The sequence below is a fragment of the Glacieibacterium frigidum genome, from assembly GCF_007097155.1.
GTDB classification, from domain to species: domain Bacteria; phylum Pseudomonadota; class Alphaproteobacteria; order Sphingomonadales; family Sphingomonadaceae; genus Glacieibacterium; species Glacieibacterium frigidum.
The window spans coordinates 602,814-618,469 of record NZ_VJWA01000001.1 but is presented as its reverse complement, the minus strand read 5'-3'; the positions used below and the strand labels follow the sequence as shown (position 1 = coordinate 618,469).

Annotated in this window: 15 protein-coding genes, 1 pseudogene and 1 riboswitch; of the genes and pseudogenes, 11 read left to right on the top strand and 5 right to left on the bottom strand. The window is 65.5% G+C overall.

The genetic code is table 11. From position 1 onward, the window contains the following. The first annotated feature begins 96 nt into the window (after positions 1–96). From FMM06_RS02985 to FMM06_RS02975, 3 genes are read left to right on the top strand one after another with little or no spacing between them, the layout of a single operon-like run. Positions 97–378 carry a YciI family protein gene (locus FMM06_RS02985; RefSeq protein WP_143554726.1) on the top strand — a complete coding sequence of 94 codons (282 nt, stop codon included), beginning with the start codon at positions 97–99 and terminating at the stop codon, positions 376–378. Between the two features lie 47 nt (positions 379–425). Then, a complete protein-coding gene (locus FMM06_RS02980; RefSeq protein WP_143554725.1) occupies positions 426–1,784 on the top strand; it encodes a M48 family metalloprotease in 1,359 nt (452 codons plus the stop codon). After that, positions 1,781–2,557, top strand: a complete 777-nt coding sequence (locus FMM06_RS02975) for a DsbA family protein (protein WP_143554724.1) — start codon at positions 1,781–1,783, stop codon at positions 2,555–2,557. The genes FMM06_RS02980 and FMM06_RS02975 overlap by 4 nt, the downstream gene beginning before the upstream one ends. A gap of 134 nt (positions 2,558–2,691) precedes the next feature. On the opposite strand, the gene rpsD is transcribed toward FMM06_RS02975, so the two are convergent. After that, positions 2,692–3,303 (bottom strand): 30S ribosomal protein S4, encoded by a 612-nt coding sequence (gene rpsD / locus FMM06_RS02970; protein WP_143554723.1) that lies wholly within the window; start codon positions 3,301–3,303, stop codon positions 2,692–2,694. Between the two features lie 226 nt (positions 3,304–3,529). Here rpsD and rpoZ point away from each other — a divergent pair, with 226 nt between their 5' ends. Together rpoZ and FMM06_RS02960 are read left to right on the top strand one after the other, a co-directional pair. Further along, positions 3,530–3,871 carry a DNA-directed RNA polymerase subunit omega gene (rpoZ, locus tag FMM06_RS02965; RefSeq protein ID WP_143554722.1) on the top strand — a complete coding sequence of 114 codons (342 nt, stop codon included), beginning with the start codon at positions 3,530–3,532 and terminating at the stop codon, positions 3,869–3,871. A gap of 155 nt (positions 3,872–4,026) precedes the next feature. Next, complete coding sequence (locus FMM06_RS02960; RefSeq protein ID WP_143554721.1) at positions 4,027–4,797, top strand: 3-hydroxybutyrate dehydrogenase; 771 nt, start codon at positions 4,027–4,029, stop codon at positions 4,795–4,797. Between the two features lie 4 nt (positions 4,798–4,801). Here the strand turns inward: FMM06_RS02960 and FMM06_RS02955 are convergent, their stop codons facing one another. Both FMM06_RS02955 and crtY read right to left on the bottom strand, forming a co-directional pair. Next, positions 4,802–6,292: a phytoene desaturase gene (locus tag FMM06_RS02955; protein WP_143554720.1), complete on the bottom strand. Its 1,491-nt coding sequence runs from the start codon at positions 6,290–6,292 to the stop codon at positions 4,802–4,804. Beyond that, complete coding sequence (gene crtY / locus FMM06_RS02950; RefSeq protein ID WP_143554719.1) at positions 6,289–7,449, bottom strand: lycopene beta-cyclase CrtY; 1,161 nt, start codon at positions 7,447–7,449, stop codon at positions 6,289–6,291. The genes FMM06_RS02955 and crtY overlap by 4 nt, the downstream gene beginning before the upstream one ends. Before the next feature lie 122 nt (positions 7,450–7,571). Between crtY and FMM06_RS02945 the strand changes: the two genes are divergently transcribed. Both FMM06_RS02945 and FMM06_RS02940 read left to right on the top strand, forming a co-directional pair. Continuing rightward, entirely contained in the window at positions 7,572–8,366 is a 795-nt protein-coding gene (locus FMM06_RS02945; protein ID WP_143554718.1) for a sterol desaturase family protein, read from the top strand. Continuing rightward, positions 8,305–8,736, top strand: a complete 432-nt coding sequence (locus tag FMM06_RS02940) for a DUF2141 domain-containing protein (protein ID WP_143554717.1) — start codon at positions 8,305–8,307, stop codon at positions 8,734–8,736. The genes FMM06_RS02945 and FMM06_RS02940 overlap by 62 nt, the downstream gene beginning before the upstream one ends. On the opposite strand, the gene FMM06_RS02935 is transcribed toward FMM06_RS02940, so the two are convergent. Then, positions 8,714–9,646, bottom strand: coding sequence for a sterol desaturase family protein (locus tag FMM06_RS02935; RefSeq protein WP_143554716.1), 933 nt, complete (start codon positions 9,644–9,646; stop codon positions 8,714–8,716). The genes FMM06_RS02940 and FMM06_RS02935 overlap by 23 nt on opposite strands. Before the next feature lie 76 nt (positions 9,647–9,722). On the opposite strand from FMM06_RS02935, the gene FMM06_RS02930 reads away from it, so the two are divergent. The 4 genes and pseudogenes from FMM06_RS02930 to FMM06_RS02915 all read left to right on the top strand — a co-directional run. Next, on the top strand, positions 9,723–10,379 hold the full coding sequence (locus tag FMM06_RS02930) for a TetR/AcrR family transcriptional regulator (protein ID WP_143554715.1): 657 nt from the start codon (positions 9,723–9,725) through the stop codon (positions 10,377–10,379). Between the two features lie 20 nt (positions 10,380–10,399). Then, positions 10,400–10,503, top strand: a riboswitch (TPP riboswitch). A 30-nt stretch (positions 10,504–10,533) separates the two neighbouring features. Then, positions 10,534–12,378 carry a phosphomethylpyrimidine synthase ThiC gene (gene thiC / locus FMM06_RS02925; RefSeq protein WP_143554714.1) on the top strand — a complete coding sequence of 615 codons (1,845 nt, stop codon included), beginning with the start codon at positions 10,534–10,536 and terminating at the stop codon, positions 12,376–12,378. 329 nt (positions 12,379–12,707) lie between these two features. Then, entirely contained in the window at positions 12,708–13,385 is a 678-nt protein-coding gene (locus tag FMM06_RS02920; RefSeq protein WP_143554713.1) for a hypothetical protein, read from the top strand. 147 nt (positions 13,386–13,532) lie between these two features. Then, positions 13,533–13,834 (top strand): annotated as a pseudogene (locus tag FMM06_RS02915) (phosphomethylpyrimidine synthase ThiC); the annotation flags it as partial. 47 nt (positions 13,835–13,881) lie between these two features. Here FMM06_RS02915 and FMM06_RS02910 read toward each other — a convergent pair. Beyond that, complete coding sequence (locus tag FMM06_RS02910; RefSeq protein ID WP_143554712.1) at positions 13,882–15,585, bottom strand: DUF262 domain-containing protein; 1,704 nt, start codon at positions 15,583–15,585, stop codon at positions 13,882–13,884. Positions 15,586–15,656 lie beyond the last annotated feature (71 nt).

Sequence of the window (15,656 nt, the reverse complement as noted above, 5' to 3'; positions counted from 1 at the left end):
CCGGACAAGGGTGCATGGCAGCGACACGAAAAGCGCTTCCGACTCCGGTGGTGCCCGGCTAAGCCTCGGGCAGCCGCAGCGAGGTGATCGGTCCCGATGCCCTATTTCGCGATCCACTGCATCGACAAGCCCGATTCGGGCGAACTGCGCGCTGCGACCCGCGCCGCGCATCTGCCGCACGTCGCTGCACTGGGCGACGCCCTGCTGTGCGCCGGGCCGCTGCTGAAGGACGACGGGCGGGCGATGGGCACGCTGCTGATTGCCGAGTTCGAGGACCGCGACGCCGCGGTCGCCTATGCCGCCGCCGATCCGTACCACCTCGCGGGCCTCTTCGCGTCACGCTCAATCACCGCGTGGCACAAGGTGTTCCCGGCCTGAGGTTCGCCTTCAGGCCGAGTTCAGTCTAGACGGCACAAGTGCCCAGCGTGCCATCCATCCTCCGCATCGCCGCGACCGCGCTCGCCCTGGTCGCAGCTGTCCCTGCGGCGGCGCAGCAGGCCGGCCCGTCGATCCTGCGCGATGCCGAGACCGAGGCGTTCTTCAAGGACCTCGCGCGCCCGCTGATCCTCGCCGCCGGGCTCGACCCGCGGTCGGTGCAGATCGTGCTGGTCGGCGACCCGACGATCAACGCGTTTGCCGGCGGCGGCCAGAACGTCTTCATTCACTCGGGCCTGATCATCGCCGCCGACGACGTCAACGAGCTGCAGGGCGTCGTCGCGCACGAGCTCGGGCATCTGTCGGGCGGCCACAACGTGCGCTTCAACGAGGGCGCGGGGCCGGCGACCAATATCTCGATCCTGTCGCTGCTCGCTGCCGGCGCGGCGGTGGCGCTCGGTGCGGGCGAGGCGGGGATGGCAATCCTGGGCGCGGGCACGACGGTCGCGCAGGGCAAGTTCCTCGCATTCAGTCGCGAGCAGGAGGGGCGCGCCGACGCCGCCGGCGCACAGTTCCTCAGCACTGCGAAGATCTCGGGCAAGGGCTCGATCGACTTCTTCAAGAAGTTGCAGGGACAGGAATTCCGCCTCGCGATCGCGCAGGACAATGAATACGACCGCACCCACCCGCTGTCGGGCACGCGCATCAACAATTTGGAAGCCGTCTACCGCGCCGATCCCTCGTACGACACGCCCCCCGACGCCAATCTCGAGGCGCGGTTCAAGCGCGTGAAGGGCAAGCTGGTCGGCTATGTCGACGACCCTTCGCATGTCTTCGTCGTTTATCCCGAGCGCGACGGTTCGGAGGGGGCACGCTACGCCCGTGCCTATGCCTGGCACCGCACCGCCTATGCCGACCAGGCCGCCGTCGAGATTGATGCGCTGCTGAAAGGCCGCCCGAACGACCCGTATTTCCTCGAGCTGAAGGGCCAGATCCTGCTCGAAGGCGGCAAGCCGGCCGAGGCCGTGCCGATTTTGCGCCGCGCCGTCGCCGCCGCCCCCGACCAGCCGCTGATCGCGACCCAGCTCGGTCATGCCCTGGTCTCGACCGAGGACCCCAAGGACTTCGCCGAGGCCGAGGTGCTGCTGCGCAAGGCGCTGGCGCAGGACCGTGAGAACCCGTTCGCCTGGTACAACCTCGGCGTCATTTTCGACCGCAAGCGCGACGAACCGCGCGCCGCGCTCGCGCAGGCGGAGGCCGCCAACCTGTCGGGCGACGCGCGCTCGGCCGCCGCCAAGGCCCGCTTTGCGCGGTCGCAACTGCCGCAGGGCACACGCGACTGGCTGCGCGCCGACGACATCGCCGAGGTCGCGGCGAACGAGCTTGCCGACCGGAAGAAGCGGCGATGAGCGTGATCGATCACGTCAGGAAATGGGATAGCGGCATGAAGCTTGCGGTGGGTGCGTCGGCGGTGCTGGGCGTGACCGTCGCGGTCCTGCTGAGCGGCGCAGCGCGCGGCGACCCCGCCGCCAACGTCGCGCCGAAGGACCGCGCCGCGATCGAGGCGATCGTCCGCGAATACATTCTCTCGCACCCGGAGATCATCCCCGAGGCGATCAACGGCCTGCAGAACCGCGAGGTCACCAAGCTGATCGAGAACAACCGCAAGGAGATCGAGACGCCCTTCGCCGGCGCCTTCGCGGGCGATCCCAAGGGCGACGTGCGGCTGGTGGTATTCTTCGATTACGCCTGCCCCTACTGCAAAGCGGCGCATAACGACGTGCGGCGGCTGATGGCTGAGGACAAGCGGCTGAAGATCGTTTTCCGCGACTTCCCCGTGCTCAGCGACCAGTCCACCGAGGCGGCGATGGCGAGCCTGTCGGCGGCGCAGCAGGGCCGTTACCTGGCGTTCCACGACGGCATCTTCGACAGCGCCGGGCGGGTGAGCCACGAGAAGACCATCGCCGCGGTGCGCACCGCCGGCCTGAACGAGATGCGCACGGCGAAGGACCTGAACTCGCCGGCGCTGAAGGCCGAGATCAAGAAGAACCTCGACCTGGGTCGCGCGCTCGGGCTGACGGGGACGCCGAGCTATATCGTCGGAAACCGCATCCTGTCGGGGGCGGTGGGGTATGAGGCGCTGAAGACGGCGGTGGCCGAGGCGCGGGCTAGCAACAAGTAGGAAGGGCGTCGCGGCAAGGCCGCGCCGTCGGGCGGGCTGCGATGTGCTCGCCGCTCCGCCGGCCGGCCTTGCGCGAGTCGGCGCGTAGCGTGGCGAACGCGAAGTGCGTTCGCCACGCTACCCACTCGCCGCGCTTAGCGGCTGTAAAATTCGACGACCAGGTTCGGCTCCATCTTCACAGCGTACGGAACCTCGTCGAGCGTCGGCACGCGCACGTAGGTCGCCTTGGTGCCGTCGACCGCGACATACTCGGGCGTCTCGCGCTCGGAGAGGCTCTGCGCCTCGATGACCAGCGCCATGTCCTTGGCCTTCTGGCCGAGTTCAATGACGTCGCCCGGCTTCACGCGCGCCGAGGCGATGTTGCAGCGGCGGCCGTTGACCATGACATGGCCGTGGTTGACGATCTGGCGCGCGGCGAAGATCGTCGGCACGAACTTGGCGCGATACACCACCATGTCGAGGCGCTGCTCGAGCAGGCCGATCAGGTTCTGCGAGGTATCGCCCTTCATGCGGACGGCCTCGGCATAGGTCGCGCGGAACTGCTTCTCGGTGACGTCGCCGTAGTAGCCTTTCAGCTTCTGCTTCGCCTTGAGCTGGATGCCGAAGTCCGACAGCTTCGACTTGCGGCGCTGGCCGTGCTGGCCGGGGCCGTACTCGCGCTTGTTGACGGGCGACTTGGGGCGGCCCCAGATATTCTCGCCCATCCGGCGATCGAGTTTGTGCTTCGAGCTAGTACGCTTGGTCAATGTCGGTCCAATTCGCTATGACTGCGCGGGCGGAGTGCCAGCGCATACCCCGGTCTCGCACCGCACGGCCTGTTGCCGGGCGCGGCCACTGCTTCACCGGGGGTGCAGGGCCAATTGCGAAGCGCGCCCGTTAGTCTTGGCGGAGGCGCCAGTCAAGGTGATTTCCTTGACGGACGGGCCCGCGTGGCGTAGTGCCCCGCCTTTCCCGAACACCCCGGAGTTACCTATGGCGCGCGTCACAGTCGAGGATTGCGTCGACAAGATCCCCAACCGCTTTGAGCTCGTCCTGATGGCCGGCACCCGCGCCCGCCAGATCAGCAGCGGCGGCGAACTGACCGTCGACCGCGACCGCGACAAGAACCCCGTTGTCGCCCTGCGCGAAATCGCCGAGCAGACAGTCAAGCCGAAGGTGCTGCAGGAGGCGCTCGTCGCGTCGATGCAGCGGGTGATCGCGGACAACGACGATACGCCCGACGCGGTCGGGTCGCTGGCGGCGTCTGCTGAGGCTCTGCGCCTGACGGCTGCTCAGCCGCCGCGGAACCAGAATATGGGTCCGGATTACGAATAAGCGCGGCCGAGGCTAAGGCGGCGAACGCGTCTTCGCGTTCCCCGACTTAGACGCGGACTCGCGCTTATTCCGGCCGGCGGAGCGGCGGCCCAACGCCGCCGCCCGTCCGACGGCGCGGCTTTGCCGCGACGCTCTTACTTTGCTAACCCCACCCCATGCTTCTCCAGAACAAACGAGCCCTCGTCACCGGCGCAGCCTCCGGCATCGGCCGAGAAATAGCCAAAGTCTTCCTCGCCGAAGGCGCAAAGGTCGCCATCGCCGACCTGAGTCTCGAAGCCGCGACCAAGACCGCGACCGAGCTCGGCCCCAATGCCCATCCCGTAGCGATGGACGTCACCAGCGAGCCCCAGGTCGACGCCGGCATCGACGCCGTCGCGGAACTATGGGGCGGCCTCGACATCCTCGTCTCGAACGCCGGCATCCAGATCGTCGCCCCCGTCGCCGAGTTCGGCTTCGCCGACTGGCAGAAGATGCTCGCCGTCCATCTCGACGGCGCCTTCCTCACGACCCGGGCCGCCCTGCGCCACATGCAAAAGGGCCAAGGCGGCAGCATCATCTACATGGGCTCGGTCCATTCGAAGACCGCGTCGGTGCTGAAGGCCCCCTACGTCACCGCCAAGCACGGCCTCCTCGGCCTCGCCCGCGTCGTCGCCAAGGAGGGCGCCGCGCACAATGTCCGGACAAATGTCATCTGCCCCGGCTTCGTCCGCACCCCTCTCGTCGACAAGCAGATCCCCGAACAGGCCGCAGCCTTGGGCCTGTCGGAAGCAGACGTGATCGCCAAGGTCATGCTCAAGGACACGGTCGACGGCGAATTCACCACCCTCGACGACGTCGCTCGCACCGCGGTGTTCCTGGCGGCGTTCCCGACCAACGCGCTGACTGGTCAGAGCGTGGTCGTGAGCCATGGGTGGTTCATGGAGTGACTGCCTAAGCGGCCACCCGCTCCCCCTCGCCGATCATCAGCTTCGCCGTCGCCTTCGCGCTGCCCACCACCCCCGGGATCCCCGCGCCCGGGTGCGTGCCCGCGCCGACGAAGTACAGGTTCGACAGCACGTCGTCGCGGTTGTGGGTGCGGAAGTAGGCGCTCTGCCAGAGGACGGGTTCGAGGCTGAAGGCGCTGCCCAGATGCGCGTTAAGCTCGGTCGAGAAGTCCTGCGGGGTGAAGGTGCGCATCGTCACCAGGTCGTTCCGCAGGCCGGGCAGGATGCGGCGCTCGAGGGCGTCGAGGATCGAGTCGGCGTATTTCGGCGCCTCCGCCTGCCAGTCGATGTCGAGCTTGCCCTGGTGGGGAACCGGCGACAGGACGTAGAAGGCGCTGCACCCCGGGGGGGCCATCGCGGGGTCGGTGGCGGTCGGGTGGTGGAGGTAGAGGCTGAAGTCCTCGGCCAGCGTTCCGCCGGCGTAGATTTCGCCGAGCAGCTCCTTGTAGCGGTGGCCGAACAGGATCGTGTGGTGCTTGACCTCAGGGCATTCGCGCTTGAGGCCGAAGTAGGTGACGAACAGCGACGGCGAGAAGCTGCGGCGCTGCATCGACTTCGACATCGCAGGACCCCGCGGGTGGCCGCTCAGCAGGTCGCGATAGGTGTGCACCACGTCGGCGTTCGACGCGACGGTGTCGAAGCTGCCACTCCAGCCGTCCTTGGTCCGCACGCCGGTGACGCGGGCGCCGGTCGCGGTGATCTGCTCGACGCCGCTGCCGCACTTGAAGGTGCCGCCGAGGTCCTCGAACAATTTCACCATGCCGCGCACCAGCGCGTGGGTGCCGCCGCGCGGGAACCAGACGCCCCACTTCTTCTCGAGCGCGTGGATCAGCGCATAGACGCTGCTCGTCTTGAACGGATTACCGCCGACCAGCAGCGAGTGAAAGCTGAACGCCTGGCGCAGCCGCTCGTCCTTGATGTGGCGCGCGACGATGGCGTGAACCGAGCGGAACGCCTCGTACTTCATCAGGCTCGGCGCGGCCTTGAGCATCGAGCGGAAGTCGAGGAACGCCTCGTGCCCGAGCTTCTGATAGCCTTCGCGGAAGACGCCTTCGGAAAACTCGAGGAATTTCTTGTAGCCCGCAACGTCCGCGGGGTTGAACTCGCCGATCTGGCGGAACAGCTCGGCGTCGTCGTTCGAATAGTCGAAGACGCTGCCGTCTTCCCAGAGGAGGCGGTAGAAGGGCGTGACGGGGAGCAGCTCGACGTAGTCGCTGAGCTTGCGGCCCGACAGCTCCCACAATTCCTCGAGGCACGACGGGTCGGTGATCACCGTCGGGCCGGCGTCGAAGGTGAAGCCCTCGTCTTCCCAGACGTACGCACGGCCGCCGGGCTTGTCGCGGCTTTCGATCAGCGTCGTCTGAACGCCCGCCGATTGCAGGCGGATCGCAAGCGCGAGGCCGCCGAAGCCGCTGCCGATGACGCAGGCTGTCTTCATCTGTGTTCCATTTCGTAGGCGATAAGGGTGCGCACGGCGCGCGAGATCGGGATCGGCGGCTTGCCGGTGAGGATGCGCGCCCAGTCGGCGAGCGTCGAGCGCGCGGCGTAGAAGCGCGACACGAGCCCCGCGTTGAGGCGGTAGAAGCGCTGCAGTATGTGCCGCCGCTCCTCGTCGTGCGCGGCGAGGAAGAGCATGCGGTTGAGCATGCGATACAGGCGGCGAGCCTTCCACGCGGCGGAGCTGTCGGCGCGGAGGGCGGCGTAGACCGCCGGGGCGTCGAAGGCTGGGAGGCTGGCGACGAGGTCGGCGGTGCGGACGGCGTCGGGGAAGCTGTAGCCGGTGACCGGATTGAACAGGCCGGCCCTGAGCCCGACGCGCGGCACGCCGGCCTCGCCCTCGTCCCAGAACGCCTCGATATCGCCGCCGAGAGCGAGCGGCAGGATGCCCTGCTCCTCGCGCCCCCTGCTGACGATCGTCCAGCCCTGCGCGGCGGCGTAATCGGCGATGTGGCCACGCAGCAATGCGGGCGACAGGTCGTTGCCGTCGCTGAAATACGTGTCTTCGATCAGCACGTGGCGCGGCCCGAAGGGCAGCGTGTAGACGAAGCGGTAGCCGTCGTGCTGCGGCACGGTCGCGTCCATGATGATCGGGCCGGTCAGGCCGTGCGGCTCCGCCAGCTCGACCTCGACGCCCAGGAATTTCTGCCAGCGCAGGTCGAGCGCCTTGGTCGGCCCCTGCCCGCGCCCGTCGATCACGCACGCACCGGTCAGCACGCGCTGATCGGCGAGAGTCACGCTCGTCGCGTCGAGTGCGACGATGGGCGCGTCGGTCAGGATGCGGTCGGCGGGCAGCGCGGCGCGGACTGCGGCGTCGAGACGCGCGGAGGTGGCGCTGCCGTAGCCGGCGTCGAGTTCGCGGCGATGCGCCGGAAAGCGGATCGTGTAGCGGTCCCAGCGATGTTCGAACAACGGCGCCGTCCACACTGCCTGTTCGGGGCTGATGTCCTTCGCAAACGACGACCAGGTGTGGTTGCCGCCGATCGTTTCGCCCGCCTCGACAATCGCGACGCGCAGGTCCGGGCGCAACTGCGACAGGCGCAGCGCGATCAGCCCGTTGTGCAGGCCCCCGCCGGCAAGGATCACGTCGAAGTCCATGGTCGCGCCGGGTTAGCAGGGCGCACGCCGCAGCGCGACCCCGGTACCCCGCGCATGGTGCCGCAGGGCCGTGCGACGGTGCGGCAGGTGACGGGGGCCTCACGCGGCGTTAGGCAGGCGCGATGACGGCCCTGCCCTTCCTGATCGGCACGCTCGCGATGATCGCGATCGTCGCGGTGCGCTACCTTGGCGTGTCGGGGGGCTTCGCGTGGCTGACCGCCCGGCGCGGTATTGTCGCGGGTCCGGCCAACGAGGTCCGGCGGCGGCGCCAGATCCGCAGCGAGATCGGCTGGTCTTTGCTGTCGGCGGCGATCTACGGCCTGCCTGCCGGGATCGTCGCGGTCGGCTGGCACGAGCTCGGCTGGACGCGCATCTACGACGACCCGCTGGCGTACGGCTGGTGGTGGCTGCCGCTCAGCATCGCCATCTACTTGTTCGCGCACGATACCTGGTTCTACTGGACGCACCGCCTGATGCACCGGCCGTGGTGGTTCGCGCGCGTCCATGCCGTCCACCACGCCAGCCGCCCGCCGACTGCCTGGGCCGCTATGGCGTTCCATCCTTACGAGGCGATTTCGGGCGCGTGGCTGTTCCCCGCGCTGGTCTTTCTCGTGCCGATCCACTGGGGGGCGCTGCTGGTGGTGCTGCTCGTCGCCAGCTTCTTCGGGGTGACGAACCACATGGGGTGGGAGATTTTTCCGAAATCCTGGGTTAAGGGTCGATTCGGTAGTGGCATGATTACCGCAGCGCACCATGAACTGCATCACCGCCGCTACCTGACCAACTACGGGCTATATTTTCGTGTATGGGATCGATTGTGCCGTACCGACGCTGGCCTGGCACCGGAGTTCATCGATGAACCGCGCCCTGCTGCCGCTGCTTCTCCTGCCCCTGCTGGGCAGCGCGCCGGCGCCTGACCCGGCGCGGCTAGAAATCGCACTCGCCGGACTTCGCTCGACCAACGGTGATGTCCGCCTGTGCATCTGGCACAGCCCCAAGCGCTTCCCCGACGGCAAGTGCGAGGGCGAGGGTCAGCAGATCATCGTGCGCGCCGCTGCCCAGGTCGCGGTGTCGGTACCGCTGGCGCCGGGCGACTATGCGGTGTCGCTGCTCCATGACGAGAACGGCAACGGCAAGCTCGACAAGAACCTGCTCGGCATCCCGAAGGAAGGCGTCGGCTTCTCGCAGAACCCCAAGCTGGCGTTCGGCCCGCCGAGTTATGCCGCGACGCGCTTCGACGTGACCGGCGACACGGTCGAGACGATCAAGCTGAAGTACTTCCTGTAGGTTCGCCGCGGATCGCTTCGGTCGTCGAGTGGCGCCCGTCGTGGCTCCATCCCGGCGGCTTCCACAGATAGCGCAGCCGGTCGCCCCAGGTCGGCGCGGCGCGCATGCGGGCCGCCAGCCGCTGCACCCCCCAAGTCTGGATATCCCAGATACGGTGGCTGTCCATCTGCTCGACGAGGCCGAAGGTCGGCGGCACCGTCTCGCGCTGCCACGTGCCGAACAGCCGGTCCCAGATCAGCAGCGTCTGGCCGTAGTTGCGATCGAGATAGGGTGTGTCGACGCCGTGATGCACACGGTGGTTGGCCGGCGTGCACAGCCAATTCTCGAGCACGCCCATCCGCCCGACGAGCCGCGTGTGGTTGAAGATGCCCCACAGATTGCCGAAGAACTTGACCGCGAGCCACATCGCCGGGTGCACGCCGACCAGCGCCAGCACGAAATAGGTCGGCGAGATCAGTCCTCCGCTGCCGAGGATGGTGCCGCGGTTGGCGACGAGCAGGTTCATCTCGCGGCTGCTGTGGTGCGACGTGTGGATCGCCCACAGGAACCCCGTGCGGTGGGCGATGCGGTGGTCGATGTAATAGGCGAGGTCGTTGAGCACGAACGCCAGCACCCAGCCCCACCAGACGAACGGCACGCTCGCGATGCGGTGCTCGTAGACCCACAGATAGACGCCGACGACGATCGCGCCGAAGACCAGCGCGTCGAACGCCAGTGTGACCAGCGCATTGCCGACATTGGCCCAGGCGTCGCGCTCGTCCCAGCGCGGCGCGCCCTCGAACAGATAGGCGATGCGCTCGATCGCCAGCATCGTCATGTAGGTGCCGAAGGTGATCCAGAAGCCCTGCCCGTGCCCCATCTTCCACGCGACATCGGCGAGGATCGTGCGGGCCGAGTCGAGCAGGTCCATCGCTTTCACCTTGGGTGACGTCACTGACCCTGCTACGATGCAATTGACTGACTAGGTTGTCAACGAGAGTCCGCACGTGTCCGAAATTGCGCAGATCGACGCACCCGGCCGGCGCGACCGCCAGCGCGATGCGACGCGCGCCGCGATCCTGACTGGCGCGCTCGCGCTGTTCTCGCGGCGTGGCTTCGAGGGCACGACCCTGCCCGCAGTCGCCCAGCGCTGCGGCGTCGCGGTGCCGCTGATCGTTTATCACTTCCAGTCGAAGGACGGCCTGTGGCGCGCCTGCGTCGAGGCCGTCTATGCGCGCATCGCCGGGCACCTTGCGGGCTTCGCCCCTGCGCTGGCGGAAGCGGAAGGCCCGGCGTGGTTCCGCCTGCAGATCCGCGCCTTCGTCACCGCACTCGCCGCGCACCCCGAGTATATGCGGATCGTCTTCCACGAGGGCATGGAGGCGTCGCCGCGCCTCGAATGGCTCGTTGCGGGGCACCAGGGCCGCATCACCGCGCACATCGTCGGCATCGTCGATGCGGCGCAGGCGGCCGGCTACCTGCCCGCGATGGACGCGACCCACGCCAAGTTCGTACTGTCGGGGGCCTTCGCGCTGCCCATTGTGCTCGCCGCCGAATACACGCTGATCGACGGCACCGACGCACTGTCCGACGCCTTCATCGAGCGGCATGTCGACACCACGATCGCGCTGATCCTGCCCGGTTTGAATAGCACTGGCCACTAGGCCCCGCCGCGCGTATCGTCGCCGCTTCCCCGGGGGGCCGCAGTCGCGGCTGAGAGTGGCAGTGCCACGACCCGTCGAACCTGATCCGGTTAGAACCGGCGGAGGGAGGGAGCGGCACCCGCCCGCACTCCGTCCGGCAATGGAGCGCAAGAGCATGGCCGATATCCAGTCGCGTATCGAAATCCCGGTCACCACCGGCCCCCTGCCCGGCTCCGCCAAGATCTACGTGCCATCCGACCGCTTTCCCGACGTGAAGGTCGCGATGCGCGAGGTCGCGCTCGACCCGTCCGCCAGCGAGCCGCCGGTGCGCATCTACGACCCCAGCGGCCCCTACACCGACCCGCTCGCCGACATCGACATCGCCCGCGGCCTGCCCCCCCTGCGCCGCGCCTGGACGCTGGCGCGCGGCGATGTCGAGGAATACCCCGGCCGCGACGTGCAGCCCGAGGACAACGGCATGTCGGGCCGCCAGCAGCCCGAGGTCGCGGCCTTCCCCAACGTCAACCTGATGCCGCTGCGCGCGCGTGGCGGCGCCGCGGTCACCCAGCTCGCCTATGCCCGCCGCGGCATCGTCACGCCCGAGATGGAGTATGTCGCCGTCCGCGAGAACCTCGGCCGCGCGGCACTCGCCGGCCATGTCCGCGACGGCGAGGACTTCGGCGCGTCGATCCCCGACCATGTCACCGGCGAGTTCGTCCGCGACGAGATCGCCCGCGGCCGCGCCATCATCCCGTCGAACATCAACCACCCCGAGTGCGAGCCGATGGCGATCGGCCGCAATTTCCTGGTCAAGATCAACGCCAACATCGGCAATTCCGCGGTCGCCAGTTCGGTCGCCGAGGAAGTCGACAAGATGGTGTGGAGCACCCGCTGGGGCGCCGACACCGTCATGGACCTGTCGACCGGCCGCAACATCCACAACACCCGCGAATGGATCGTCCGCAACTCGCCCGTCCCCATCGGCACCGTGCCGATCTACCAGGCGCTCGAAAAGGTCGGCGGCGTCGCCGAGGACCTGAGCTGGGCGATCTACCGCGACACGCTGATCGAGCAGGCCGAGCAGGGCGTCGACTATTTCACCATCCACGCGGGCGTCCGCCTGGCGTACATCCACCTGACCGCGAAGCGCGTGACCGGCATCGTCAGCCGCGGCGGCTCGATCCACGCCAAGTGGTGCCTCGCGCACCACAAGGAGAACTTCACCTACACCCACTTCGCCGAGATCTGCGAGATCATGCGTGCCTACGACATCTCCTTCTCGCTCGGTGACGGCCTGCGCCCCGGCAGCATCGCCGATGCCAACGACGCCGCGCAGTTCGCCGAGCTCGACACGCTGGGCGAGCTGACCAAGATCGCGTGGGAGCGCGACTGCCAGGTGATGATCGAGGGGCCGGGCCACGTCCCGATGCACAAGATCAAGGTTAACATGGAGAAGCAGCTCGCGGTGTGCGGCGAGGCACCGTTCTACACGTTGGGGCCGCTCACCACCGACATCGCGCCCGGCTACGATCATATCACCAGCGGCATCGGTGCCGCGATGATCGGCTGGTTCGGCTGCGCGATGCTCTGCTACGTGACCCCCAAGGAGCACCTCGGCCTGCCCGACCGCGACGACGTCAAGGTCGGCGTCATCACCTACAAGCTGGCCGCCCACGCCGCCGACCTGGCGAAGGGCCACCCGAGCGCACAGGGCCGCGACGACGCCGTGTCACGCGCGAGGTTCGACTTCCGCTGGCGCGACCAGTTCAACCTGTCGCTCGACCCCGAAACCGCCCTCAAATACCACGACGAGACCCTCCCCGCCGAAGGCGCCAAGACCGCCCACTTCTGCTCGATGTGCGGCCCGAAGTTCTGCAGCATGAAGATCACGCAGGAGGTGCGGGAGTACGCCGCGAAGCAGAACGGCGGCGGCTTCGTGGATGCCGACGCAGGCATGGCGGCGAAGAGCGCCGAGTTCCTCGAGAAGGGTGCCGAAATCTACCTGCCGGTCGGGCGGTGAGCCCGGCGAAGATGAACAAGTAAGCGAATTTGACACCGGGGAGCGGTTTCGAAAACCGTTCCTGACCACCCGCCCAGCCGTCGCGCATGCGGCGGGCGGGAGGCCGGTGCCCGGTCTGGGGAGGCAGCCGCCCCGGGCCGGCTGCGAAGGTCCCGAAGTTCACGATTCGACGATGATTTTGCAGATCTCCGGATCGGGCGCGGGGCTGGCAAGGTCACGATGTTCACGCTTTTGACTCCGATTTCGAGGATTGCTTGGCCGGCCGAATTGCGAACGCAACCGACGCTAAACGATACCCGGCTTTTGTACCAGATAGGCGTACGTAAGTCATGGTAAGAAGCGGATTTGGCCTGCGCAGCAAGCTCGATCGCGCGCCGGGGGTGGTCCGTCTGGCTGGTGCCCGCCGAGCGGCTGCTCTACGCACGTCAGCTGGATTGGCGCGCGCACAAGGCAGCGATGTCGATGACGAGGGCGTGCTGGATCTCGTGACGAAGAGGCTAAAGCTGATGTTGCGCGCGTTTCTTGCCTCGGTTGCGATGCTGGCCCCTGCAGGTGCGTTTTCGAAAGGCCTGGCGGTCAAGGATCTGACGACCATCGAGCGGGCAGTGACCGAGGCGCTCGGCCCCGGCTTCATCGGACGCGCCGCGCCCGCCCGCATCGACCTGATGTGCGCGAGCTGCGCGGGGGAGCCGATCGTCGGCGTGCAGATCGGTGTTCAGAACGACGGGACCGAGCAGCGCGTGCGCGCGGGTCAGACCAAGATCGACGACCTGGAACGCATCTGCCGGGCGCGCAGTCCCGAATGCCGTATATCGGCGCTCGACGTCGCGCCGGCGGTCGGGTGGGTAAGCAGTTACAGGGTCGGTGATACCGCAGGCGCGACGGCGATCGTGATCCGAGACGGCGACCTGCTTACAATACGGGCGATCGCCCGGGACGCAGCCTCGGCACGACGGATCGTCGACACGCTGCTGCCGCTCGTCAAGGAGCGGGTCGTCGGGAGGTAAGGGCAGGCACCACCTAGTCCGAGACGATCAAGATCAACCAATCGGAAAGGCCTGACGGCGATCGGTCTCGCTAGTTCGGCCTGGCCATCGACGACCGAACCTTCAAGCGACGAGCGTTTGGGGCACAACGCGGACTGCGGCGGCGCGGACGACGCAGGGCCGCGACGCCGTCAGCCGCGCCCGCGACGTCGCAATCAGTTCAACCTGTCGCTTGACCCCGAAACCGCCCTCAAATTCCCCGACAAGACCCTGCCTGCCAAAGGCGCCAAAACCGCTCACTTCTGCTCAATGTGCGGCCCGAGCTCTGCAGCATGAAGATCACGCAGGAGGTCCGCGAGTATGCGGCGAAGCAGAACGCGGACGGGATGCTCGAGGCGGAACGGGGGATGGCGGAGATGAGCGAGAATTTTCGGGAGACGGGCGGGGAGATTTATGTGGCGAAGAACTAGCCGGAAGTCGCATAAGCAATTGAGAGCGCTCTCAGGTTAAAAAGAACTTACTTAAAAGCGAGCGGCCATGCGCCTACCGCAAGCTTTGCAAGCTCGGATTGCCGCGCCCGTATTGACGAAGCATCCCACTTCTCGAAAGACGCGATCATTGAAGTAGTTTTAAATTGCGACGCGCCATAGGCTTTTTTCTTATCTGCAAACGACCCGTTGCCTTCTTGACTATTCGGACCAGCTTGCATCAGCGCGAGATTACCAATAAGTTTCTGAACAGCCTCGGCTTCGTCGTCGGAAAGGCCCCACGAATCCCCGGGTGTCAACGGGACGACGTGTTCGAGATTAACGGACTCAACGTCTTCATTCGGAACCATCTCCGGTTGCTCTGTTCCGGCCATTTCATTTTCAATGGCCCGGAGATAATAGCGTGCTAACCGAGCGCGTGAGACGCGAGCAGTCGCAAATGCTGTTTCAAACTCAGGGTCGGTGGGGACATAGCGAGACATAGCCGTTCGCAAGGCAGCAGCCGTCTTAATCTTTTCATCACCGATCTCAGCTGCCCGCAGAGAATACTGACTGTCCAGCATGCCCCCACGGCCGCCGAAAACTAGAAATCGGACAGACCAACTTACAAACAGTCGAAAAGCTTTCTCTGCCTCATTGACGCTAAATTTTAGCGCAACGGCAAACATCAATGGTCTGATCTGTTCGATCTGTAAATGATGAGCGATCGTATCCACGGCATTCCGAGTTTTTGGCCTATGGGTACTCCAGTAAGGATGATTGGACGACCACAATGCGACGTATGTGTTTACACCATCTGCGCATGCCTTAAGGAAAGATAAAGCCTTCGATTCATTTGATATCTCAATTTTTACAGAAGCCGCAAGCTCTCTCTCTTTAGTCGGTCCATTAATGACGATCCAATAGTGCCTGATGTAGGTGACGAGCCTTGAACCGTCGGGATCGCCAAGCGACTCAATGGCCCCAGTTATAGCGCTCCACAAGCTCTGTGCTTCGTTTAGACGGTTTGGCGCCTTACTAAAAAGAAAGTTTTTAAGAATATCAGCCTGCGATGCCTTCAGGCCCCGATCGTTTAATGTTTCGAACATCCTATAAGCGCCGACCTCATCTGGCGCCGTAACGACGACAACACTTGCTCGTTCTTTAATGAATTTAAGCCATCGATTTAGGTAGTCGGATTGCTGCTCCGGTTTCAACGGCTTAATAACGTCGTCTAAAAATTCCACGATAAGGCTTGAAGCCTTCTTGAGTTTTTCGTTCGATGCAATCTTCTCCGGCGTCCTTTTCGGATTATACTGATCTAAGCCATGATGCTGCAAAATATCATTTGCATAGAATTCATTGTCCTCTATGTTCATCCGCAATTTCGGAACATGCTCTTCAGTATCGACGTCAATCTCTCGGAGATAAGTATTCTCAATAGCCTGCGCACGGGGACCCCGCCTCAGCCTAGTTTGCAAATCTCTCATTCTAGCAAGAATTATAGAAGTTGTTGCAATTCGTTGCTGGCCATCAGCAATTGAGGGGACACCATCGTCCTTCATTACTAGCACGACGGTACCGAGAAAATAGTCTGGGTCGTCGTTGGTGATGGCTTCGTTCAGATCTTGGAGCAGCTCCCTGACCTGCTTCTCGCCCCACGCATAGGAGCGTTGGTTCGCAGGCACGGTTAGTAGTCCCCGCTTCAGCAGGTCTCCGATCCCCATGCTGTCAAAGTCGAACTTGCCGCTCATTGTTGCGCCTTGAAAAGGGTGGCCGTTTCCATGCCCGTCTACTCAGGTCGACCATAGCTGAGACTGACCGG

Excerpts from the sequence above, each read along its gene's own strand:
- FMM06_RS02985 (WP_143554726.1), top strand. The coding sequence starts at position 97 with ATGCCCTATTTCGCGATCCACTGCATCGACAAGCCCGATTCGGGCGAA.
- FMM06_RS02975 (WP_143554724.1), top strand. The coding sequence starts at position 1,781 with ATGAGCGTGATCGATCACGTCAGGAAATGGGATAGCGGCATGAAGCTT.
- rpoZ (WP_143554722.1), top strand. The coding sequence starts at position 3,530 with ATGGCGCGCGTCACAGTCGAGGATTGCGTCGACAAGATCCCCAACCGC.
- FMM06_RS02960 (WP_143554721.1), top strand. The coding sequence starts at position 4,027 with ATGCTTCTCCAGAACAAACGAGCCCTCGTCACCGGCGCAGCCTCCGGC.
- FMM06_RS02955 (WP_143554720.1), bottom strand. The coding sequence starts at position 6,292 with ATGAAGACAGCCTGCGTCATCGGCAGCGGCTTCGGCGGCCTCGCGCTT.
- crtY (WP_143554719.1), bottom strand. The coding sequence starts at position 7,449 with ATGGACTTCGACGTGATCCTTGCCGGCGGGGGCCTGCACAACGGGCTG.
- FMM06_RS02945 (WP_143554718.1), top strand. The coding sequence starts at position 7,572 with ATGACGGCCCTGCCCTTCCTGATCGGCACGCTCGCGATGATCGCGATC.
- FMM06_RS02940 (WP_143554717.1), top strand. The coding sequence starts at position 8,305 with ATGAACCGCGCCCTGCTGCCGCTGCTTCTCCTGCCCCTGCTGGGCAGC.
- FMM06_RS02935 (WP_143554716.1), bottom strand. The coding sequence starts at position 9,646 with ATGGACCTGCTCGACTCGGCCCGCACGATCCTCGCCGATGTCGCGTGG.
- thiC (WP_143554714.1), top strand. The coding sequence starts at position 10,534 with ATGGCCGATATCCAGTCGCGTATCGAAATCCCGGTCACCACCGGCCCC.
- FMM06_RS02920 (WP_143554713.1), top strand. The coding sequence starts at position 12,708 with ATGGTAAGAAGCGGATTTGGCCTGCGCAGCAAGCTCGATCGCGCGCCG.
- FMM06_RS02910 (WP_143554712.1), bottom strand. The coding sequence starts at position 15,585 with ATGAGCGGCAAGTTCGACTTTGACAGCATGGGGATCGGAGACCTGCTG.